Here is a 22,300-nt window from a genome sequence, read left to right as displayed (position 1 = left end):
TCCTGTTCAATACAGAAATCATCTTCTCCATGTGGCATGACCTTTTTTAGAATGTCCTTTACAAAGGGTACAATTTATTTTTTACTGGCTGACCTTTTTTATTGAACTAATAAAAGCTAGGAAATTTTAGTTTTTGAAATTGCTCATTATTATTGTTTGAAAATCACGAAACAGCGAAAAAAAACAGGGAAATGAAGGCAGAAAGTAACCTAGTTAACACGGGACAAATGTTTAAGGCATTACAAAAATATTCTGTAAAAGTTCCTTTATTAAATCGATTGAAGGAAATTCAACAACAATTCTTTATCATTACTAGTGTATTTGATCGTACAACAGAAATAGCCATTTCAAAGATAATTCATAAAGAATTAAGGAAACGGGTGCTTTAATGGAAAATCTGATATAAATTAAAAGACACGTCAAATGACGAGTTTATTTAACCCAGGCAATTACAAAGACAAAATCAATGTCATTTCCCTTATTAATTTTGTGGAGATGAACCTCAAAACGGAACCTTTTACACATTTCGCGAGGCTTTAAATACAAATATCTATAAAAATTATTATTGACGCCTCTTGAAGATGCCGGCTCGGATATTGATAGGTATGTTATAACAAAAATAACAAATAAACTATTTTTTGGAAAACAGTTGACATTCCTGGTACTCAGTCATACAATGTAGAGGTAATAAGTAATACTATATAGAAAGAGTGATTTCAAATTTTTTTTGCAACGGTACTAAGTCATACTTATTATAGGCCAGATGAAATAAAGGAGGCTTTTGACATCGAAAATTTAACAGAAATGCTAAAAGGATCACTTGAAGGCTGTGTTTTAGAAATTATCAGCCGTCATGAGACCTATGGCTATGAGATTACACGCCGCTTAAACGATCTAGGTTTTACAGAAGTGGTGGAGGGTACGGTATACACGATCCTCGTCCGATTAGAAAAAAAGAAATTGGTAGACATAGTCAAGAAGCCGTCAGATATGGGACCACCTCGAAAGTTTTACACGCTTAATGAAGCTGGCAGAAAGGAACTAGAATCATTTTGGCGAAGATGGGATTTCGTATCTTCAAAGATAAATGTATTGAAAGCACAATAAGCTCATAAAGTGTTTTGGTGACATTATAAATGGAACGGATAAAAAGGAGGAAAGAAATATGTTGGAATGGATTAAAAAGATGATTGGTGATAAGAAAGAATACAAAATGATGATGGCCCGTGTCGAAGCTCTTCCGGAGGATTATCAGTTTGTATTTAAAAAGATTCAAACGTATATGTGGAATTTTTCTTCAGGAAACGGGATGGATATGCTGCACATCCAATATGAGTTAATTGATTTGTTTGAAGCAGCAGCTGCTGAAGGGAGACCAGTGCTAGACATTACAGGGGAAGATGTGGCATCTTTCGCAGATGAACTCGTGGCAAACGCCAAAACCTATTTTGCTAGATATCGTGAAGATCTGAACCAAAGCATTAAGAAGGAATTAAGAAAAGAGTAACAATCATGGCTGAATAGAATGTACTGGGAGCTATTCAGTTATTTTTTCACTCGGTACTAAGTAACACTTATTATCAGTGTTACTGAATAGTGAAAATCATAATCTATTAGGAGGAAAAACATGAATCAAACAGCGATTTCTATAAAACGCTTGAAAAAGTCTTTTAAAGATAAGGAAGTTTTAAAAGGAGTAGACCTTGAGGTGCAGAGGGGAGAGATCTTAGCATTGTTAGGATCAAATGGAGCGGGAAAGACGACGATCGTCAACATTCTTTCCACTTTGATGAAAGCGGATGAAGGGGAAGCGATAATCTGCGGATTTGATGTCGATCGTCAACCCGATGGAGTTCGTCAGAGCATTAGTTTAACAGGGCAGTTTGCAGCCTTAGACGGAATGCTTACTGGGCGGGAAAACCTTATGATGATTGCAAAATTAAGAGGTGTTAACAAACCAACTCAAGTTGCAGATCAATTACTTGCAAGATTCAGCTTAACGGAAGCTGCAAACAAACGCAGTGACCAATATTCTGGTGGGATGAAACGAAGGCTGGATATTGCCATGAGTCTAATCGGGCCACCGGATGTTATTTTTCTCGACGAACCAACAACAGGACTTGATCCTGAAGCACGTATTGAAGTTTGGAATACTGTAAAAGAACTTGCTAATGCTGGAACGACTATTTTGCTAACCACTCAATACTTGGAGGAAGCGGAGCAACTCGCAGACCGTATCGCTATTTTGCATGGTGGGAAAATCATCAAAACAGGAACACTTTCAGAACTTAAAGAGATGTTCCCGCCAGCGAAAGTGGAGTACGTTGAGAAGCAGCCATCACTAGAGGATATTTTCCTCAACATCATCGGTAAAAAGGAGAATGTTTAAATGAAAAGTATAACAGGAACTTTATTAGGACGATTAATGCGTAATATCATGCGAAGTCCGGATACGATTATCACGGTGGCTATTACCCCGATTATGATGATGCTATTGTTTGTCTATGTATTCGGAGGGGCGATTGAGGCAGGGACAGACAACTATGTGAATTACTTATTACCAGGCATATTGCTGATGGCGATCGCATCAGGTGTGGCTTATACCTCTGTTCGACTGTTTACAGATGTGAAGAGTGGATTAATGGCTCGTTTTATAACCATGCCAATCAAAAGATCATCAGTATTGTGGGCACATGTTTTCACCTCACTTGTTTCTAATGCACTTACAATCTTAATTGTAATCCCAGTCGCCTTGATGATGGGTTTTCGTTCTAACGCAGGACTTCTAGATTGGCTTTCTGTAGCGGGAATACTTGGACTATTTACGCTAGCGCTAACATGGCTCGCCGTTATTCCGGGATTAACAGCAAGTACAATGGAAGGAGCAACAGCTTATTCGTATCCGCTCGTGTTCTTACCCTTTATCAGTTCAGCATTTGTTCCAACAGAAACGATGCCAAAGATTGTGCGTATCTTTGCTGAAAATCAACCCGTAACATCCATTGTGAACGCGATTCGTGCTCTATTATATGAGGGACCAGTTGGAAATGATATCTGGATTGCGCTTGCTTGGTGTATCGGAATTATGGTAATTGCTTACTTCTTTGCTAGTAAAAAGTTCAAACGACAGTTGGGATAAATGAAGTGAACAACAAAAAGAGACAAAGCGAGAGTTGCTTTGTCTCTTTTGTTGTTAGTTTTTAAATGGAAGGTCATCTTCAGAGGAAGATTGATAGCCATCTCCAACGATATAAATGCTCTGGTTATCTGGAATAGAAACTTTGGTGTATAGAACATTTTTCGGAGATAGCACCGTGCTAGCAGTACCAGCTTTTATAATATTTGAACTCGATCCTAGTGTAGGAGAGTATTGGTAATAAACGGTGTCTGTATCAATTTCAAAGTGAAGGTGTGGACCGGTTGAATACAATCCTGTATTACCATAGTTACCTAATCGAGTATCTTTTGTGACACTCTGTCCCTTAGATACGGCAATAGAAGCTAAGTGATTATATCGGAACACAAGATCTTTCGTTGCTCCTGTTGAATGAATGTAAGATGCAGGATATTTAACAATGACGGTATTTCCTAAAACGTTATCGTAGCCGGTTGCTAAAACTTTTCCAGTTCCACTCGCCCAAACCGCTCTGCTGCTGTTAGAGGATGTTAAATCCCATCCATAATGTTTGAAGCCAAATTTCTGCTGATAGTTAGCATTCAAAAAACCAGCGGTAATATATGCGTTGTTGATCGGTTGAATCAACTTTTGCGTTGCAGATGCAAATGATGGAGCAACGAGCACGAGTGAAAAAATAAACACAGTGAATAGACTTATAAACTTTTTCATAATAACTCTCCTCCTCTTAATGTGTTCCAATATAATACAAAAAAGGAAATGTGTATATGAAATTAAGAGAGGTTGTTGAAAAATGATAATGTCTTACTACAGAAGTGTATTTGAATGTCCTATTTTTAGTAGTTTTTGTGTGTATCTATTTAACTAGATAAGTATTTTAGAATAGGACGGGAGTCTTGAGTGTCATAAGCTTCAATGGGGAGATTTTAATTAAGGAAAGGTTTTAGAGTAGTGCAATCGAATATATCTTATGAGCCAAAATGAACATCGGAGGAATTGATTATGAAGGTTAATAGAATCGATCATGTGAGTATAAATGTAAATAATCTTTTAGAAGCGAAAGCTTTTTTCCTTGATATAGGTCTTGAAGTAAAAGCGGAATGGGAACTGGAAGGAGGCCAGTTGGACAGAATAGTTGGACTAAAGAATGTTAAAACGAGTTGTGTAGGACTAGGGATGCCTGACGGTCACACTTGGATAGAGCTCGTCAAATATTATACGCCTGCAGATGAATCTGACCCACAATTACCTTCTCCAAATACGCTAGGCATTCGGCATATTTGCTTTGCTGTTGAGGATCTTGAGGCGATCGTTGCTGTTTTGAAAAAGAAGGGCCTGGAAACTTTTAGTGAGATCGAGCAATATGAAGACAGCTACAAGCTTAGCTATGTTCGTGGTCCAGAGGGGATTATTCTAGAGTTAGCGGAGAAGATCGGATGATTAAAACGGCTAGACTCCTAATTTAAAAGATAGTTCTTCTATAAAAAGCGATAAATACCATAATCAAGCGAGAGGAAATCTAGTTATGTCATATGTTATTCAATTTGTTTTATCAGTTATTGTGTTTCTTTTTTCAACGTTTTCAGCATGGTATGAAGGAAGTGAATTAAGAGATACATGGTGGGAATGGAAGTACTCGGCTATTTTTTCGAATTGGAATCATGGAACTGTAACAAATGTCTCTCAGATCTCAGGATTCGATCATTTTATTTATGCTGCAAAGTTCAAACAACTGTTTCCAATACTAATTGACTATCAGTTTGCTGTATATCCTTGTATTACTTGCCACATGGCTTTTAAGAAATCACACAAATAAATTGAGCCTATTCTTCAGCATACTCGGTTTTACATTATTTCTAGCCAGTTCGTTAACGTTTAGATCTCCTACCATAGGTCTAGAATGGTTTACTTGGTTGTTTCTTCTAATAGGAATGTCGAGTATCGTCGTATCAGTTATACTAAGGGTAAAATCCCCAATGCAAAAACAAGAAATTTTTTAAGATCAAAGTTAAGCATTTCTTCGAGAAGGAGAAGTGCCTTTTTATTAGAATTAATTCAACAAACATAGCAGGATTGTTAAATAACAGGAACCGATATTTATTTAAATAGAGTGAGGTTTGATAAATGAATGATCGGATATTTGTTGAAATTGAAAACTTATCTAGAATGTGTAAGTTTACTAATTGCTCTCATACTAAAGAGCCACATTGTGCAGTTAAAAATGCTATATCGGAAGGTGTACTTACATACGATGAATACAATGCCTTTAATAGAGATAAAAGAGAAGAAGAACATATTTTAAAGCAAAAGAATAAAACAAAGGCTGTTGATTATATGAAACAAAGAAAACTTTTTCGAGAACCTTAGATAAAAACAAGACATTGAGCTTGATATTAAGGGGAATTCTGGTTAAGAGAAGAATTTTTAATTCGATCGAAATAAGATGACCGAACACTGCTGAAAACTACCAAATAAATCTACTAAACAATTAAAATGTACAAACCTTTTCATAGACTCCATCATATTATGAATAATAGGGGTGATGAAAATGGTGAAAATTTTTATTGATCCAGGTCATGGCGGTACTGATCCTGGAGCTGTGGGGAATAACCTCACAGAAAAGACACTTACTCTTCAAATAGGCATTCGAATCAGAGATATTTTACTTTCCGAATACAGCAATGTTTCCATTTTAATGAGCAGGACTTCAGATGTAACGAAGTCCTTAACGGAACGGACAGATGCTGCAAATGCATGGGGAGCCGATTTCTTTCTATCTGTTCATGTTAATGCAGGTGGGGGAACAGGGTACGAAGATTACATTTATCCAGGATCCACAGCACCTACAACAACGTATCAAGATAATGTGCATACCGAAATTTTGAAAGTAGTGAATTTCAGCGATCGTGGACAGAAGACAGCAAACTTTCATGTGCTGCGTGAATCGAACATGCCTGCTTTATTAACGGAGAATGGGTTTATCGATAATGTGAATGACGCCAATAAGTTAAAAACAGCTTCATTTATTGAGAATATTGCGCGTGGACATGTGAATGGGATTGTAAAGAGCTTCAATCTTCCTAAAAAAGCCATTTATCACACAGTGGTAAGTGGAGATACAGTCTATGCTCTAAGTCAACAATACGGCAGTACGATTCAGCAGATTAAAAGCTGGAACAATCTTGATAATAACTACAGCATCTATCCGGGACAGATATTAAGAGTGAAGTAATATCCAACACACCAATAATAGGTGTTTTTTTTTGACTTGTAATTACATTTCGGGAAAATAGTATAGGTTTTTTTACTCATGACAAATACGAAATATCATTTTCTCACACCTTCCACACCAAAATTAGTCCTATCTGCTCATTAAATTAACCCAACTCATATCCTCTTCCTATTTATAGAAGTTTTTGAGATGATTGGTTCAACGAAAAACATTATTTACCAAGCGATGGAGTAAGGTGACATGCAGTGCAGATTTTACTTTTCGTTTGGAAAGAAGAAAAGGAAGGTAGAACATATGAAAAGCACGGGTATTGTGAGAAAAGTAGACGAGTTAGGAAGAATTGTTATTCCGATTGAATTACGACGAATGATGGATCTAGACATTAAAGATGGTACCGAAATTTTCGTAGAAGACGACCGTATTATATTAAAGAAATACATACCGAATAACTCGTGTGCGATTACAGGAGAAGTAACCGATGAAAATACTGCCTATGCTGGCGGGAAGTTCGTACTCAGTCCGAATGGTGCAAAAGCGCTTTTAGAAGAATTAGAACTAAAGTTTTAAGTGTGGAGGAACATCAGTGATAAAGGAACAGGCAAGAACGGTTTATCTTCTGTCGGGACCTGCAGGAGTCGGAAAATCGACAACTTCGATGGAACTGGTAAACAGTTTAACTCATAGTGCCTATCTATCAGGCGATGATATCAGTCATATGCACAGAAACGGTAGAGAGAAACCTTGGGAAAGTGAGCGGGAGCATGATTTGATCTGGCATAACATTCTTCATCTTACAAGAAACTTTTTACAATATGGAAGTGATGTTGTCATCGACTATATCATCTTTCCAAAAGATGTGGAATGGTTAAGTAACCAGCTGCGTGACCTTGGTGTTACGATTAAAACGTTGTTCTTTGGACAGATAAAGATACGTTGGTAAAAAGAGATGCCCTGCGTATTGAGGAAGAACGTATGGGTGATAGGTGTTTGGTCCTTTTTGATGAGTTCATACATTCAGGGCTAAACCATAACCAACTTCTTCATACAAGTCTACTTACTCCTTATGACATACAGCATGTCGTTCGTGAGATAAAAACAGATAATCGATTCATACACATATAAAAAACATGCGGCCAGAAAAGCTGCATGTTTTTTAGTGGAAAGTCGTGCGGAAGATCCTTATTTTTTAAATAATTGTACCCAAGCTCCTTCAAAATAGCCTACGCCGATGGAGTCGTAGTTAGAGCTTAAAATGTTTTGGCGATGGCCAGGACTATTCATCCAGTCTGTCATAACAGCTTGTGGTGAAGTTTGCCCTTTTGCAATGTTCTCACCAGCAGCTGTGTAATCGATTCCAAAGCTGCGCATCATGTCAAACGGAGATCCGTAAGTCGGTGAGTTATGATCGAAATAGTTATTCTGAATCATGTCTTTAGCTTTTGCCAAAGCAACATTGCTGAGTTCAGCATCAAGTGTTAATGGGGCAAGGCCGGCTTTTTGACGCTCTGCATTCACAAGCTGTGAAACTTGTGTAGCAGTTGAACCGACAGAAGGTTGTGCTGGAGCTGCGGATTTTGGTGCTGGCTGTTGCTTGGCAACAGAAGCTGGCAGCTCGATTACTTGTCCAGGGTATACCCAATTGATCTCTTTGATCTGTGGGTTTGCCTGTTGAATTGCCCATAAACTAACATTTGACGCCGAAGCGATTTTGTTAAGTGTCTCTCCATTTACTACATTGTGTAGATTTGAAGATGACGGAATGTATAACGTTTGACCAACATAGATGCTATGGCTCGTCAATCGATTCATTCCAATTACATTTGATACGCTTACATTTTGATGCTGTGCGATCTTCCACAGTGTGTCATTTTGTTGAACCGTATATGGTGTTGAAGCTTGTGCTGCAGTTGTCATAGTCAGAAAAGCAGCCAATGATAAAGATAAAATTTTTAAACGCATAATATCCCCCAAATATCCAGTTCCCCCAACGACTTTCACTATTTAAATGTTCACATAATTTAGACCGCGAAACAACTGGGAATGAGAGAAAAATTTTGTAAATAATTGTATGTAAAAGGGTTTTCATGTCAGGAAGTCGAAGTAGTCTTACAACAACGATCAGAAAGGGTGGATACTATGAATCTGCACCAAGCAGCAATGGATGGGAATATAACAGTGGTTGAAGAACTTTTGAATAACGAAGAAACAAACATAAACGGACTCAGTGAAGGATGGTCACCTCTTCATCTAGCGGCTCATTTTGGCCATTTGGAGATTGTGAGACTGTTGCTTGATCACGGAGCGGATGTTCAAGTGAAATCAGGAAACAATATGGCGAACACGCCACTACATGCTGCTGCAGCTAATATGAAAAATCGCCAGGAGATGATCAGTCTTCTCTTATCGCACGGAGCTGATATTAACGAAAAGCAGAGCGGAGGCTGGACCATTCTCCATCAAGCCGCTCAGCATAACGACCCTGAGATGATCGCTTACTTTATTGAAAAAGGAGCCGATCCTTACCTAGCCAAAGAAGATGGAAAAACAGCTCTTGAATTGGCAGAAGATGAAGAAGCGCATGAAGCAGCTGAAATTTTGAGAAACAGTACACTGAATAAAATCTAAAATACAGGACGCGTCCTGTATTTTTCTTTTTCTCATAATTTGTTATTATAGGGAAGGTAGTTTTTTAAGAAGCATAAGTAGGTGGTAATCATGGACTTTCAAGTACTATTGTATTATAAATACGTAACGATCGAAGACCCTGAAGCATTTAAAGAAGAACATCTCGCTCTTTGTAAGGAGATCGGGTTAAAGGGCAGAATTCTTGTAGCGTATGAAGGGATCAACGGAACCGTATCAGGAACGGTGGAACAGACTGAAGCATACATGAAGATGATGAAGGATGACCCTCGATTTGTAGATACCGTTTTTAAAATAGAGGGATCGAACGAACATGCCTTCAAAAAGATGAAGGTTCGCGTGCGTCCAGAGCTCGTTCATTTAAGTTTGGAAGATGATGTGAATCCAAACGAACTTACTGGTAAGCATCTTTCTCCAAAAGAATGGCTTGAAGCGATGGAATCAGAAGATGTGGTGATTTTGGATGCAAGGAACACGTACGAATATGACCTTGGCCATTTCAAGAATGCGATCAGACCGGACGTTGAAACATTCCGAGAGCTGCCACAATGGGTGAGAGAGAACTTCAGTCAGTTCAAAGATAAAAAAGTCCTCACTTACTGCACAGGCGGTATTCGTTGTGAAAAGTTCTCAGGTTTCTTGGTAAAAGAAGGATTCAAGGACGTTTCTCAGCTTGAAGGCGGAATTATCTCCTATGGGTATGATGAAGAAGCAAAAGGGAAGCTATGGGACGGGAAATGTTATGTGTTCGATGAGCGGATCTCCGTGCCAGTTAACCGAACAGGTGAAGAGGTTGTGGTAGGCAAATGTTATCACTGCGGAAACCCAGAAGAACGTTATGTGAAATGCGGAAATCCAGAATGTAACGCGCATCTGTTGATGTGTGAAGAGTGTGAGCATGAACATAAACGCTCGTGCAGCACAGCATGCAGAGAACATCCTTGGAATCGTTATATAAAAGAATGTGAAGCAGAAAGCTAAAGTTCTCCTTTGTAGGAGGACTTTTCTTTTTAAGGGAAGCTATGTGGGATGTCAGATGGATATGGTGCGTTATTTGAGGGTATTGAGGGTGGTCATGTCTGTCGGACTGTGTCGACTCGCCGATAAATGAGATAAACTCGCCGTATTATTGCAAAATCTCGCCGGAATAAGTTCGGAATTTCTAGAATTAATCAACAAACTTCATGAAATAATGCTCTAGATACCCCGTCAGGTATATCGTATCAAAAGCTTGAATCATGAAAACCACATTGAAAACGGTCAAATTCAAGGTGGAATGACAGACTTTTTAAACTTTTTATCCTTCATTTGAAAAGATTAACGTAAAATAACGGAAGGGGGGAACAAATATGAAAAAAAGTTACTTAAGCATGATGGTAGGTATCTTACTTTTTACTATTTTTGCATTTTATGAATCCACTTTCGTAGTATCCTTTGATTTTAACCAAAGAGAATGGATGCTTAGTTTACGAACAGAAAGCTTAAAAATTATTGTATTAGCATTTACACATGTCGGGGACGCCAAAGTCCTCGCTGGACTTTGCTTAATGGGTGCGATCGTCCATTTCATAATGAAACGATGGAAAAACGGCTTGTTGCTGATCGGAAGTATTCTGGTCTCTTATGGTCTAAATTTGCTAGTGAAATCCCTGTTCGAGCGAGAACGACCATTAACTGACCGCTTGCTGGAGGAAGATGGTTATAGTTTTCCAAGTGGAAACGCGATGGTTGGCACCTCGTTTTATTTATTTGCAGCATTTCTTCTCTATGAACGGTATCCAAAACGCTGGATTTTAGTTGCGGGTGCAATTCTTCCTTTCCTACTCGGGGTAAATCGTGTCTATATTGGTGTTCATTATCCATCTGACATTTTGGCAGGATTTACGTTAGGCATCGTTCTTTTCATCCTTCTTAGCAAACTCACAGCTAAGCATGCCAAACAAGTAGAAAGCGTTAACAGAAACAACACAAATACCGCTGTATAACATATCAATTATGGTTCGTATTTGGTATAATAATACGGAATTGTTTACCGAAAGGGTGCAAAGATATGTTACCAATCGTATTTCCAGAGAACAAACTTGAGTACATACCGGCTTTAATTACACTTGCCCTCTTCACGATTTTTGCTTGGAGAACGGTAGTCTTTTTTAAGAAACATTCTGCAAAAGAGTTAAAGAGAGCACAATTAATAGAGGAAGATTTGTTAAGCCAAGAGCTGAAGAACAAGGACTTATGACGAGTTCTTGTTTTTTTTTGAAAAAAAATTATATTTCTATGAATAGGTTTTCAGAATTAACCCATACTACATTTAACGGAAAACAAATTGTTTTTCGTACATATTATCCCAAAGGAGGGAAATCGCATGGCACGTAATAACAGCAACCAAATCGTGGTTCCTGGAGCACAAGGAGCTCTTGACGCAATGAAACAAGAGATCGCTGCTGAGTTCGGAGTACATCTTGGACCAGACACAACTTCTCGTGCAAACGGATCAGTAGGTGGCGAAATCACTAAGCGTCTTGTAGCTCAAGCGCTAGGCGGACTTCGTTAATCAGTAACCTCCTTGTAAGAAAAACCCGGAATTCGTTCCGGGTTTTATTTTTTTGTCCATTTTCGGTTTATAGATATGAGATCAACTCGAGCAAACTCCTTTCACTCCCTAATAAAACATGTTTGTTATTATTCTTCCGTCTCCACTTACCTATTAATCCTTTAAATGTGAAGCAAACAATTCTCTCTACATTATGAAAAAAAGTCTTTCAATACAGAGATGACAAGGTAATTTTTGGATAAAGAACACGTATAGTGAAGAGATGTATTTATTTATTGGGGGTGTTTATTTTGTCATTTCCTACAAATAGTCAATTTACAGCAATAACGGTTGGTGGGTCGCCATATGCAGATGTAGTAAACGATATGAATCCTGCAAGTACCGATATTGTTGGGAACGCAACATTTCCTTCATTTTACTACGCGTATGACGATATTAATGTTTATTTTAGAATGCGTGTTAGATCCGATCCAAGAAACAGTACGAAGACGTCTTTTGCTAATTTCGCATGGGGAGTTCTTTTCAATACTACTGGTGTAGCAGGAACGTATGATTGGCTACTTGCGGTCAACGGTCTGAATAATCAAGTAAACCTTATTCAGAATACGGTAAAACAGGTCAATTCTTGGGATGATTCTGCAGAAGGGACAAACGGAAAGGGGAATCCTAATTATTCCAGATCGATCATTAATTTTGATGTCGCCCGTGTTTTACAAGCTGATTCATCGTTAGGTAATACTCAAAATTATTTTATCGATTTTCTAATCCCTGCTTCTACTTTTTTTTCCTACCTTGGCATTAATGCCCAAAGTCCAGTGCAGATGGTTGCTTTCACATCCGCCAACAACAACAATTACAACAAAGATTCACTGCGAACTTCAGAAGGATTTTCATTTGCAAATGCATTATCGAATCCTACAACGATTAATACAGGGAATGTTCGTGCTAAACTGCAGATTACCAAATCACTGATTTCCGGCCCAACTTCACCTGTGACAGGACAGATTGCACAATGGACGGGAAGAATATTGTTAACAAATATAGGTAAGAGTACGGCAAAATTAATTAATGTAACAGATATCGTTTCATTGGATGTTGTTTCTAATTTTGCTGTAGCAACAGTTTCTCAAGGTACTACGGCATACAATACAGTTACGAAAACTCTGACTTGGTCAGTTGGAAACTTAGCTCCAGGTGCGACTGCAACTTTGGAGTTTGTAGAGGCAGGCTTATTTTATACGCCGGGTAATAGGGTGTTGAATACCGCTAGAGCAACGGGTTTTGATAGTTTTACTGGCGGAGACTTAACACCTATTTCTGCAAATATCTCAGTTAACGTTCAGGCAACTGGCGGAGCAGCAGGGACAGTACTAGATGGGGCTACAGGGCAGCCTGTTCCAACAACAACTGTTCGCCTTTTATCAGGAGCTACACAAGTAGCAGTCACTGAAACCGATGTTTTTGGGAAATATAGCTTTGCTAATATTGCACCAAGTACTTATACGATTGAATTCTCAAAGATAGATTATACAACGCTATCTCAAGGTGTCGTCATTCAAGCAGAAACAATTACAATCATAAATCCCATTCTTTCACCTATACCTGGAATATTGCAAGGCACAGTTAGGTCGTCAATTAGTGGAGCACCAATAAATGGAGCAGACATTTTTCTGTCAGATTCACTTGGGACTGTAATAGCAAAGACAATCTCTTCACCAACAGGAGAATATACTTTTCCTTCTACTACTCCTGGATACTACACTGTTTCTGTTTCAGCATCTGGTTTTGAATCGGTAACGATCGGACAGAGAATCCCATCCAATCAGACGACTATTGCAGACTTTTCTCTTGAAGCGAATCCAGGTACTGTAACAGGAACAATTTCAGGTGAGGGAGTTCAGATAGCAGGTGCACTTGTTGAAGCGTTAAGCAGTACCGGAATCGCAATAGCTTCAGCGATAACAGACGGTGCAGGTAATTATACAATCAATAAGCTGGCTCCTGGCTCATACAGACTTCGTGTTAGTGCACCTTTATTTCAGACCTTTGTAGTAGGTTTTTCAATAGAAGCTGGCGAAACAGAAATTGTTAATGCGAATTTATTGGCAAATCCAGGTTCAATACAAGGTACGGTATTGGATGAAGACACAGGAGAACCACTACCAGGAACAAGTTTGAAAATCGTAAGCAGCAGTGGCATAACGCAAGCTTCTGTAACGACAGATGGTAATGGACAGTTCGTCGTAGATTCTTTAGCGCCAGACGCATATATTGTTACATTTTTAGTAGAGGGTCATGGTACGAGAACAATTGGGGTATATGTGGAATCTGATGCTGTTACAACGGTAAATGTTTCATTGAGAAGGCTTGTAGGTGTTTTGACTGGAGTTATTACCGGAGGTGGCTCCCCTATAATAGGAGCAACCGTTGACGTCGTTTTAAATGGATCGGTAGTTTCCAAAACTGTAACAGATGAAAATGGTAATTACACGATAAACGGATTAGCTCCTGACAGGTACACGGTTATAATCGGAGCAGATAATTATTCCGCTGCTACCATAGGAGCACAAATAATAGACAACGAAACGACAATACTTAATGCAGAGCTTCTTTCATTGTTTGGAACATTCTCTGGGAGTGTCCGTGATAATGTAGGAAATCCGATTGCTGGTGCAGTTGTATTAGCCAGAAGTGCTGATTCGGATGTATTAATTTCAAGAGTTGTGACGGATAGTGCCGGCAGTTACACGATTGGAAAATTATCACCAGGAAGTTATATCTTATCTACTAATTTTAATGACTTTCAGACAGGTATTAGTGGAGGGATTATTTCAGCTGGAAGTACATCGATTGTCAATTTTGTTTTATTTCCTAATCCAGCATCTATTTTAGGAACAGTCGTAGATAATAGTGGTCAACCAATAGTGGGTGCATCCATTCAGATTCAATTGATGGATGGAAACGGGTCGATAATCTCTACTACTTTCACAGATTTGGATGGAACATTTATTGTTGAAGATCTTCCACCTGCGACATATAACATAAATGTCAGTGCAGAAAATTTTCAAAGTGCATCTGCTTCAATCAAATTAACGCCTGGAGTTGTGTCTCCTGTGACCATTAGTCTGGTGCCAAATCCAGGTCTTGTTACAGGTATGATCACTGAAAGTGTGTCAGGTCTTCCGATTGCCGGTGCAACGGTAAATGTTACAAACGTCCTCGGGAAACTTATAGATACCACTTTAACAAATTCTGATGGTTCATTTAACTCAGTAGGACTTCCGCCGAACTTTTACACACTTACCGTCATAGCAGATGGGTATCAAACAACGACTGTCGGCACGCTAATACCAGCAGGTTTAACTCAAAAAGTGGATATAGCCATGACTCCAAATCCAGGTTCGATAACGGGCACTGTTTCGCCATTAGTAACCGATGCAATGGTGCAATTATATACAATGGATAATCAGTTCATTAACGCTACAGCCGTTAATCCTGAAGGTGTTTTTTTATTCCAGAATCTTGCGCCTGGCAACTATATCGTTAAAGCTTCTGCTATGAACTATGCTGTTGGCTTCGTGGGAGCTATAGTTGAGTCTGATCAGGCAACTTCCATTTCCATTTCACTAAACCCAAATCCAGGAAGCGTGAGTGGGGGAATCGTTTCAGACTTAGGTGTACCACTTTCAAATGTTACGATTTTACTTTTAGATTCGAATGAAACACCTATTGGAAACGGAACTACAGATCAGAACGGAAATTACACGATCGGAAATATACCTGTAGGTTCTTATGGCATTGTCATTAGAGCATTAGGATTTGCAAGTGCAACGGGTAATGTCGCCATTTCCCCTGGTCAAAACATTACAGACTTAAATTTTGCAGTGGAAACGATCAGAGGTTCGATTTCAGGCGATGTTTTAGATGCTGTATCAGGTTTGCCAATAGTCGGAGCCACCATACTGATAAGAGATAGTATAGGCTTATTAGTCCGTTTTACTTCAACTGATCAATATGGAAATTTTCTAGTCCGAAATATTCTACCAGACTCATATTCAGTTACTGCTTCTGCTAGTAATTACTCCACTGGGATAACAGGTGTTATTGTACAAAGTGAAGAAACATCTGGAGCTACACTTCTATTAACAAGTACGGTTGGAACGATTATGGGGAGTATTACAGATGAAGGAGGAAATCCGCTATCTGGTGACAACATACGATTGAAGTTGTTCGGTGCAAATGGAGAACTGCTTCAAGCATTAATCGCTCAATCAAATGGTCAGTTCAAAATCCCAGAGCTAAGCGAAGGGACGTATTTTATTAGTGCAACTTTAGATGGTTATTCTCCAAACAACGTTGCAGTTATTGTAACAAGTAATGAAGTTACTATGATTACAGTACCGCTCGCGCAGATTCTTACTACATTAAGTGGTACAGTAATTGATACGGATACGGGCAATCCAATAACGGATACAGCCGTATCACTCTATCTAACAGATAATACCGGCTTTCATGTTGCAAAAGTATTTCCTGGGATAGATGGTAGTTACACCTTTTCTTCCATTGCACCTGGCAGCTATCTGCTAAACGCGATTGCTGAAGGTTATGGAAACCAAGTTTTTGCAGTTAACATAGGATTAGAAGGGTTTATACAAGATGTATCATTAACATCTAACCCTGGTTCTGTAACTGGCTTTGTTACCAATCAGCTGACTGGAGAACCGATCACGAACGCTATAATTAATATATCTTCTTTAGGAAAACCGTTAGATGTTAAGGCTGTTAGTGATTCGTTCGGACAATTTACGTATCCGAATTTAAGACCGGATTCATACCGTGTTGTAATAAATGCTGATGGATTCTCCAGCCAAACCGCTACCTTTACTATTTTACCTGGTCAAACGACATCATTGAGTTCTATTCTAACTCCTGAACCAGGTTTTATTATCGGGAGAGTAACAGATGTAACAACAGGAAATCCTATAGCGAATTCGACGATCTATGTAAGATATTTAACACCTACTGGACCAATATTAGCAAAGACTTTAACGGATGAAGAAGGAAATTATATTACGCAAGGAGTTTATCCAGGTGATTATACGGTAATTGTGTTTTCTGACGAAAGGTATGGATCATCAAGTGCCTCTGTGTTTATAGAGTCCAATACTACTAGAAGAGTTGATTTTGTACTGAAACCTTTTCCATCAGCAGTCTCAGGAGTTGTTCGATCAGCAGACACGGGTGAACCTATTAGTGGTGTATTGATCAGCTTATTGGATATCTATGGGTTTACCATTAGAGGAGTTTCCACTGATAAGAATGGTTTCTATTTCATTGATGGTTTCAATGCGGGCCAGTATTTTGTTACAGCCATCTCCCCAAATTATCAAAGAGTTCGTTTATCAATCGATCCATTGCCAGGTGAAGAAGAAAAGGCAGATTTTTCTTTAATTCTTGAGCCAGGTCAGGTCCAAGGGGTAATCTTAGATGAACAAACACAATCCCCTCTAGTAGGAGCATTGGTGGAGTTGTATACACCAGGGGCGACGACACCTATTGCAAGAAGAGTAACGGGTGCAGAAGGAAACTTTTTGATTGAAGGCCTTGCACCACGTTCATATACCTTAAATGCGGTAACTTTAAACTATCAAATTCGTACTGCCGGTATTGTTGTGAATGCTGCTGAAACAACGAGTATACAACTTGCATTGATACCCAATCCTGCATCAGTATCAGGCACGATAACGGATAGCGCGGGAGTTCCACTTACAAATGCGAGTGTTCGATTGGTTAATGAAAATGATATAGAAATAGGAAACGGATCGACAAATTTAGACGGTATTTATGAGATAGGAGATCTTCCACCTGGTTATTATACGGTCATTGTTGGATTGGATGGATATTCATCCTCGACGTCAGGAGTCTCTTTACAACCAGGCGATCAATTAACAGGCATCAATGTTTCATTAACACCATTGGGCGGAACAATTACAGGAAATGTTGTGGATGAGTTTGGCGAGCCATTACCGGGGACATTAATTACTTTTCTTACTCCAGAAGGAATCCCGATTATTGCAACCAATGCAAATGATCAAGGAAACTTTTCTTCCATACTGTTAGACCCAGGCACTTATACAGTGATTGCCACATCACCTTACTATTTTCAATCTCAATTAGGAGTAATTGTTTTACCAGATGAAACTTCCACTCTGAATTTTGTCTTAAATAGTGTAGGGGGTCAAATAACAGGAGTGGTTGTTGATGAAAATGGTAATCCTATTTTAGGGTCATTTCCTTCTATTAGATTACTAAATGTAAACGGCGTTTTGTTACAGTCATTTACTGCTCTTGCTGATGGACGATTCGTCTTTTCTCAATTGCCTGAGGGTGCTTATCAAATTAACGTTAGGGCTGAAAATTATCAGGCTGTTACAGTGGGGGCATTTGTAAACAACGGTGAGGTTTCAAACCTAATCGTTTCCCTTCCTGAGGAAAGAGGATCTGTTGAAGGCGTTATTGTAAATGCTAGTTCAGGAAATCCGCTTCCTGGTAGTTTCGTAGAGTTAAGGGATACAAGAGGAATTTTGATTTCTAAAGTAACAAGTGATCAAGCAGGAATATTCAGATTCATAGATTTACCACCAGGTTCAGTAAATATCAGGGCTTCTGCACCTGGATTTGGCTCTGAATCGATTGGTTCCATTATATCTGCTGGAGAAGTCACAAATGCTCAACTAAATCTTTCTCCTTTATTAGGCAATTTAAATGGAACCATCTTAGATAATACTGGAAACCCTATTGGTACAGCTAGTGTTCAAATTATTGACAGCACGGGAACGCCTATAGTTACAGTGTTGACAGATGCTTTAGGAAAGTATGAAGTTTCTGGCTTGAGTCCTGGTCAATATACGATAACAGCGTCAGCAGATAATTTTGGAAGCACGATTGGTGCTGGAGCAGTTGTGCCAAATGAAACAACGATTGTTGACCTTGTTCTTATTCAAGAAGGTGGATTCATACAGGGGATTATTACAAATCGTTCAACAGGAGAGCCATTACTTGGTGCAGCAGTTGAGCTGAAAATAATAAGTCCGTTTGGTCCTGTCATTGAAACTGCTCTTACAGATAGCACTGGCTATTATCGCTTTGAGAGAGTATCCAGCGGAACCTATCTATTGCAAGCATCAAATCAAGGGTTTGGAACGGAAAGTGGTTCCATTCGTATTGAGAACGGTGAAACTTCAACTCGAAATTTCACACTTGATCCTGTCCCAGCAAGTGTGAGAGGTGTTATCACATCAGGTGAAACGCCATTAGTAAAAACAGTTGTTACATTAATCAATGCAGAAGGTGTAAATGTAGCTGTAGTACAGACAGATGAACAAGGTCGATTCTTTGTGCAAAATTTCTCTCCTGGTGCTTATACGCTAGTGGCGGTTAACGAAAATTATCAATCTGGAAAAATTGGATTTGAGGTTGTTTCTGGGGAAGAAGCAGAGGTTAATTTTAACCTTGCACCACTTCCTGGAACCTTATCAGGTGTAATTGTTAATCAGTTGTCAGGATCACCGATAAGTGGATCTATCATTCAAATTTATGCTGGAGACAGTGTACAGCCCATTACGAGCAGTGTTTCAGATCCAGATGGAACTTACACGATTAATGGACTTCAGCCAGGGCCTTATATCGTCGTAATAACAGCTCCTAACTTCAATACGTATACTACTGGTGTAACGATTAGCGCAAATGAAGCATCAATCGCAGACGGTTTCTTGTTAGAGAATCCTGGCGTAGTTTCTGGTACGGTCTTGAGTCCTTTAGGTACGGTTAGTGAAGCGGCTGTAAAAGTGATTGACGTAAATGGCAGTGTAGTTGGTACAGCAATAACGAATAGTGATGGTACGTTTGTAATCGGAAACCTTTCTGCTGGCACATATGCTGTTACGGTGGTGGCTCAAGGGCTTACGAGTGATACGCAAGGTGTATTCATTGTTGCAGGGCAAACATCCAATGTATCTTTTAACCTTGATTTAAATCCGGGGAACATTACTGGAACAGTAACTGATACAACCGGAAACTTCTTGCCCGGGGTAGTTGTAAATGTAATACTAAACGATATTATCATTGCAACAGCTGTAACAGATCGTAATGGTAGTTATGCATTTGAAGGCTTAAATCCTAATTCCTATCAAATCTCAGCTAATCTATTTGGGTATGCTGTAGAGTCTGTTGGGGCCGTAGTTGTGAGTGATAACGTCACAACGGCCAATCTGATTTTGAGTGAGGAATTTGGAAATATTTTAGGTACTGTAACGGATAGAAATGGAAATCCGATTATACAGAGAGTTATCCAGATTAACCTTTATGATCAAAATAATGTCCTTGTGACAACGGTGCTTGCGGAGTCAGATGGAACATATATAATCCCTCAGATCAAACAAGGAGATTACGTAATAAACGTAAAAACGCGAGGTTTTGCTCCTGGAACATTTGCGGTCGAAGTGTTCTCAGGAGAAGATACACCACTCAATCTTCCTTTAGAGGATGTTGGTGGAACACTAACAATCTTGGTTCTTGACTCTACTACTAGCAATCCTGTGACTGGTGTTTTAACAGGTGTATACAATACAACGGGACTGCCAATTACAGAACAAATAACAGATCAGAACGGTTCTTTAACCTTACAAAACTTAGAGGAAGGGCTTGTAATAATCTCAGCGGTTAGACCAGGATACAGCAATATATCACAAGGTGTAATCATTGAAGAGGGGCAAACAACTCAGGCTATTCTTGCCATCTCACCAGAAACAGGAGATTTGACTGGAATCATTACAAATTCTCTAGGCGCTCCTATACCCGGTGCAATCATTCAAATTATTGATGCAAACCGTGCAGTGGTAACGAGTGTATTAACTCAGACTGATGGCACTTATGCTGTCATTGACCTTTTGCCAGGAATCTACACGATGATTGTTAGTGCACCTGGATATGAGCAACGATCATTATCTGCTGTAATCGCTCCTAATGAAACTACGATCACAAACTTAATTCTTTCAGGTGAGCCTGGAAGTGTAGAAGGAATTGTCACAGATGCTGCAACAGGTGCATTTCTTTCTGGAACGAATATTGAGCTGCGAAAGATCAGTTCATCAGGACCAGTTGTAGCAACTACATTAACAGATGATCAAGGCAGGTATAGATTCAGTCGTATACCTGCAGGAAACTATACAATTGTTGCTACAAATAAACAATATGGAAATGATTCTGCTGCCATAAGTGTGGAATCAGCAAATGTAACTTTTCTTGATTTGCAATTATCCCCAGCAACAGCTAGTGTATCCGGAACTGTCAGAAACAGTGATGGCAGTATTCCGTTAATAAACACACTATTACGATTATCTGACCAAAATGGTGTAGTCATTGCAGAGGTCCAGACAGATATAAATGGTGATTTTCTTATTGAAGGGCTTTTACCAGGAGAGTTCAGTCTGACAGCATTGAACAATGATTACAGAAGTAACACGATTAGCTTTACTGCTGAACCAAACATTCCGAATGTAGTGAACTTTAACTTGATCTCAATACCAAGTACTTTTACTGGAACTGTAACAGATGCAGAAACCGGGTTGCCGATCGTGGGTGCTATTGTTGAAACATTTGATCTGCTTGGCCGTCCGATAGCCGTTGCACTTACTAATATAGAAGGTGTTTATACCCTTACAGGTTTGAGTAATGGAACATTCACTCTTAGAGCTTCTGCACAAGGATTTGGATCGGATGGAAGACAGTCCACATTACTCATTAACGATACAAATGTGGAGAATTTTGTATTGCCCATCAATCCTGGCTCTATTTCCGGAACGGTTATTATTGCCGGAAATGGACCGTTGAGTAAAGCGACTATCAGAGTTTTCGATGAGAAAGGTGTTCTTGTAAGTACGACTTTTACTGAAGAGGATGGCAGTTATTTCATTGGAAATCTCAGTGCTGGTATTTATTCGGTCATAGCAAATGCAGAAGGCTATCTAGAGGACTCGTTAAACGTGCAACTCGAACAAGGTCAAAATTTGAAGGGAATCAATTTCGCATTAGTCCCTGGAGCAGATGGGGATATCACGGGTCAAGTAACAGATAGTGGGACGGGTGAACCGATTTCCGGTGTCATCATTCAAATTTTTGATGAAAAAGGGCAGCTTGTTGCTGAAGTAAAAACAAACGAAAGTGGTGTATATTCTCTTTTAGGAATACCAGCCGGCACTTATGAATTGCGTGCTGTCGCTTCAGGGTTTCAACCATTTTCGACCATCATTACCCTGGCTGCAGGAGAAGAATTACTTTTACCTATTTCTCTTGTTGCGATTACTCCAGTACCACCTGTTCCTGGGGCAGCTCAATTTTACATTATCATTGGAAGCAGCCCTATTAGCCTTGATGGTTCAGGAAAACCGACGATTTTTACGTTAGAACGTATAGATTCTGCAGCCAATTGTGCATTATTTACCTACGAAGCAATTGTGGGGGGAGTAATAAGAAGGAGGAATGTAACTTTTGACCTGACTTGCATTAACTTAGTAAGAGTTTAAGTTAAAAAATGGAAAGAACTCTTCAAATTCAGATATTTATTTGAAGAGTTCTTTTTTTGGTTGTGATACAAAGGGATACAAGAATGTTGGAGTAATTTTAAAAAACATGTCTTATTCCAAAAGATCGATCAAGAACAAATAAACTTTACTCT

Annotated in this window: 18 protein-coding genes; 16 read left to right on the top strand and 2 right to left on the bottom strand. The window is 39.1% G+C overall.

All coding sequences use genetic code 11. The features are described from left to right. Nucleotides 1-786: 786 nt before the first annotated feature. The 4 genes from H9648_RS17895 (at nt 787) to H9648_RS17880 (ending at nt 3,139) form a co-directional block, all read left to right on the top strand. Complete coding sequence (locus tag H9648_RS17895; RefSeq protein ID WP_191755164.1) at nt 787-1,107, top strand: PadR family transcriptional regulator; 321 nt, start codon at nt 787-789, stop codon at nt 1,105-1,107. 58 nt (nt 1,108-1,165) lie between these two features. Beyond that, on the top strand, nt 1,166-1,507 hold the full coding sequence (locus H9648_RS17890) for a DUF1048 domain-containing protein (RefSeq protein ID WP_191755155.1): 342 nt from the start codon (nt 1,166-1,168) through the stop codon (nt 1,505-1,507). A gap of 120 nt (nt 1,508-1,627) precedes the next feature. Further along, on the top strand, nt 1,628-2,389 hold the full coding sequence (locus H9648_RS17885; protein ID WP_191755154.1) for an ABC transporter ATP-binding protein: 762 nt from the start codon (nt 1,628-1,630) through the stop codon (nt 2,387-2,389). After that, a complete protein-coding gene (locus H9648_RS17880; RefSeq protein WP_191755153.1) occupies nt 2,390-3,139 on the top strand; it encodes an ABC transporter permease in 750 nt (249 codons plus the stop codon). Nucleotides 3,140-3,193: 54 nt separating this feature from the next. On the opposite strand, the gene H9648_RS17875 is transcribed toward H9648_RS17880, so the two are convergent. Beyond that, entirely contained in the window at nt 3,194-3,847 is a 654-nt protein-coding gene (locus H9648_RS17875) for a M23 family metallopeptidase (protein WP_191755152.1), read from the bottom strand. A gap of 291 nt (nt 3,848-4,138) precedes the next feature. Between H9648_RS17875 and H9648_RS17870 the strand changes: the two genes are divergently transcribed. The 6 genes from H9648_RS17870 (at nt 4,139) to H9648_RS20790 (ending at nt 7,308) form a co-directional block, all read left to right on the top strand. Next, nucleotides 4,139-4,576: a VOC family protein gene (locus tag H9648_RS17870; RefSeq protein WP_191755151.1), complete on the top strand. Its 438-nt coding sequence runs from the start codon at nt 4,139-4,141 to the stop codon at nt 4,574-4,576. An 85-nt stretch (nt 4,577-4,661) separates the two neighbouring features. Next, nucleotides 4,662-4,952 carry a DUF4306 domain-containing protein gene (locus tag H9648_RS17865; protein WP_191755150.1) on the top strand — a complete coding sequence of 97 codons (291 nt, stop codon included), beginning with the start codon at nt 4,662-4,664 and terminating at the stop codon, nt 4,950-4,952. A 308-nt stretch (nt 4,953-5,260) separates the two neighbouring features. Next, on the top strand, nt 5,261-5,503 hold the full coding sequence (locus H9648_RS17860) for a P-loop NTPase family protein (RefSeq protein ID WP_191755149.1): 243 nt from the start codon (nt 5,261-5,263) through the stop codon (nt 5,501-5,503). 181 nt (nt 5,504-5,684) lie between these two features. Next, nucleotides 5,685-6,368, top strand: coding sequence for an N-acetylmuramoyl-L-alanine amidase family protein (locus H9648_RS17855; RefSeq protein ID WP_191755148.1), 684 nt, complete (start codon nt 5,685-5,687; stop codon nt 6,366-6,368). 294 nt (nt 6,369-6,662) lie between these two features. Further along, nucleotides 6,663-6,935, top strand: coding sequence for an AbrB/MazE/SpoVT family DNA-binding domain-containing protein (locus H9648_RS17850; protein WP_191755163.1), 273 nt, complete (start codon nt 6,663-6,665; stop codon nt 6,933-6,935). Between the two features lie 16 nt (nt 6,936-6,951). Next, nucleotides 6,952-7,308 (top strand): AAA family ATPase, encoded by a 357-nt coding sequence (locus tag H9648_RS20790; RefSeq protein WP_318243559.1) that lies wholly within the window; start codon nt 6,952-6,954, stop codon nt 7,306-7,308. A gap of 239 nt (nt 7,309-7,547) precedes the next feature. Here the strand turns inward: H9648_RS20790 and H9648_RS17840 are convergent, their stop codons facing one another. After that, nucleotides 7,548-8,327, bottom strand: coding sequence for a LysM peptidoglycan-binding domain-containing protein (locus H9648_RS17840; protein WP_191755147.1), 780 nt, complete (start codon nt 8,325-8,327; stop codon nt 7,548-7,550). Nucleotides 8,328-8,504: 177 nt separating this feature from the next. On the opposite strand from H9648_RS17840, the gene H9648_RS17835 reads away from it, so the two are divergent. The 6 genes from H9648_RS17835 to H9648_RS17810 all read left to right on the top strand — a co-directional run bounded on the left by H9648_RS17835 (nt 8,505) and on the right by H9648_RS17810 (nt 22,148). Next, nucleotides 8,505-8,993 carry an ankyrin repeat domain-containing protein gene (locus H9648_RS17835; RefSeq protein WP_191755146.1) on the top strand — a complete coding sequence of 163 codons (489 nt, stop codon included), beginning with the start codon at nt 8,505-8,507 and terminating at the stop codon, nt 8,991-8,993. A 90-nt stretch (nt 8,994-9,083) separates the two neighbouring features. Beyond that, nucleotides 9,084-9,992, top strand: coding sequence for an oxygen-dependent tRNA uridine(34) hydroxylase TrhO (gene trhO / locus H9648_RS17830; RefSeq protein WP_191755145.1), 909 nt, complete (start codon nt 9,084-9,086; stop codon nt 9,990-9,992). 368 nt (nt 9,993-10,360) lie between these two features. Further along, nucleotides 10,361-10,996: a phosphatase PAP2 family protein gene (locus tag H9648_RS17825; protein WP_191755144.1), complete on the top strand. Its 636-nt coding sequence runs from the start codon at nt 10,361-10,363 to the stop codon at nt 10,994-10,996. A 65-nt stretch (nt 10,997-11,061) separates the two neighbouring features. Then, nucleotides 11,062-11,250, top strand: coding sequence for a hypothetical protein (locus tag H9648_RS17820; RefSeq protein WP_066395384.1), 189 nt, complete (start codon nt 11,062-11,064; stop codon nt 11,248-11,250). 126 nt (nt 11,251-11,376) lie between these two features. After that, nucleotides 11,377-11,565, top strand: a complete 189-nt coding sequence (locus H9648_RS17815) for an alpha/beta-type small acid-soluble spore protein (protein WP_066395381.1) — start codon at nt 11,377-11,379, stop codon at nt 11,563-11,565. A 290-nt stretch (nt 11,566-11,855) separates the two neighbouring features. After that, nucleotides 11,856-22,148, top strand: coding sequence for a carboxypeptidase regulatory-like domain-containing protein (locus H9648_RS17810; protein WP_191755143.1), 10,293 nt, complete (start codon nt 11,856-11,858; stop codon nt 22,146-22,148). Nucleotides 22,149-22,300 lie beyond the last annotated feature (152 nt).

Origin of the sequence: Fictibacillus norfolkensis (genome assembly GCF_014836645.1) — a bacterium.
Classification (GTDB): domain Bacteria; phylum Bacillota; class Bacilli; order Bacillales; family Fictibacillaceae; genus Fictibacillus; species Fictibacillus norfolkensis.
This window is presented reverse-complemented; position numbering and strand designations above follow the sequence as displayed.

Coding starts and splice junctions, on each gene's coding strand:
- H9648_RS17890 (WP_191755155.1), top strand. CDS start 1,166: ATGTTGGAATGGATTAAAAAGATGATTGGTGATAAGAAAGAATACAAA.
- H9648_RS17885 (WP_191755154.1), top strand. CDS start 1,628: ATGAATCAAACAGCGATTTCTATAAAACGCTTGAAAAAGTCTTTTAAA.
- H9648_RS17880 (WP_191755153.1), top strand. CDS start 2,390: ATGAAAAGTATAACAGGAACTTTATTAGGACGATTAATGCGTAATATC.
- H9648_RS17875 (WP_191755152.1), bottom strand. CDS start 3,847: ATGAAAAAGTTTATAAGTCTATTCACTGTGTTTATTTTTTCACTCGTG.
- H9648_RS17870 (WP_191755151.1), top strand. CDS start 4,139: ATGAAGGTTAATAGAATCGATCATGTGAGTATAAATGTAAATAATCTT.
- H9648_RS17865 (WP_191755150.1), top strand. CDS start 4,662: ATGTCATATGTTATTCAATTTGTTTTATCAGTTATTGTGTTTCTTTTT.
- H9648_RS17860 (WP_191755149.1), top strand. CDS start 5,261: ATGAATGATCGGATATTTGTTGAAATTGAAAACTTATCTAGAATGTGT.
- H9648_RS17855 (WP_191755148.1), top strand. CDS start 5,685: ATGGTGAAAATTTTTATTGATCCAGGTCATGGCGGTACTGATCCTGGA.
- H9648_RS17850 (WP_191755163.1), top strand. CDS start 6,663: ATGAAAAGCACGGGTATTGTGAGAAAAGTAGACGAGTTAGGAAGAATT.
- H9648_RS17840 (WP_191755147.1), bottom strand. CDS start 8,327: ATGCGTTTAAAAATTTTATCTTTATCATTGGCTGCTTTTCTGACTATG.
- H9648_RS17835 (WP_191755146.1), top strand. CDS start 8,505: ATGAATCTGCACCAAGCAGCAATGGATGGGAATATAACAGTGGTTGAA.
- trhO (WP_191755145.1), top strand. CDS start 9,084: ATGGACTTTCAAGTACTATTGTATTATAAATACGTAACGATCGAAGAC.
- H9648_RS17825 (WP_191755144.1), top strand. CDS start 10,361: ATGAAAAAAAGTTACTTAAGCATGATGGTAGGTATCTTACTTTTTACT.
- H9648_RS17820 (WP_066395384.1), top strand. CDS start 11,062: ATGTTACCAATCGTATTTCCAGAGAACAAACTTGAGTACATACCGGCT.
- H9648_RS17815 (WP_066395381.1), top strand. CDS start 11,377: ATGGCACGTAATAACAGCAACCAAATCGTGGTTCCTGGAGCACAAGGA.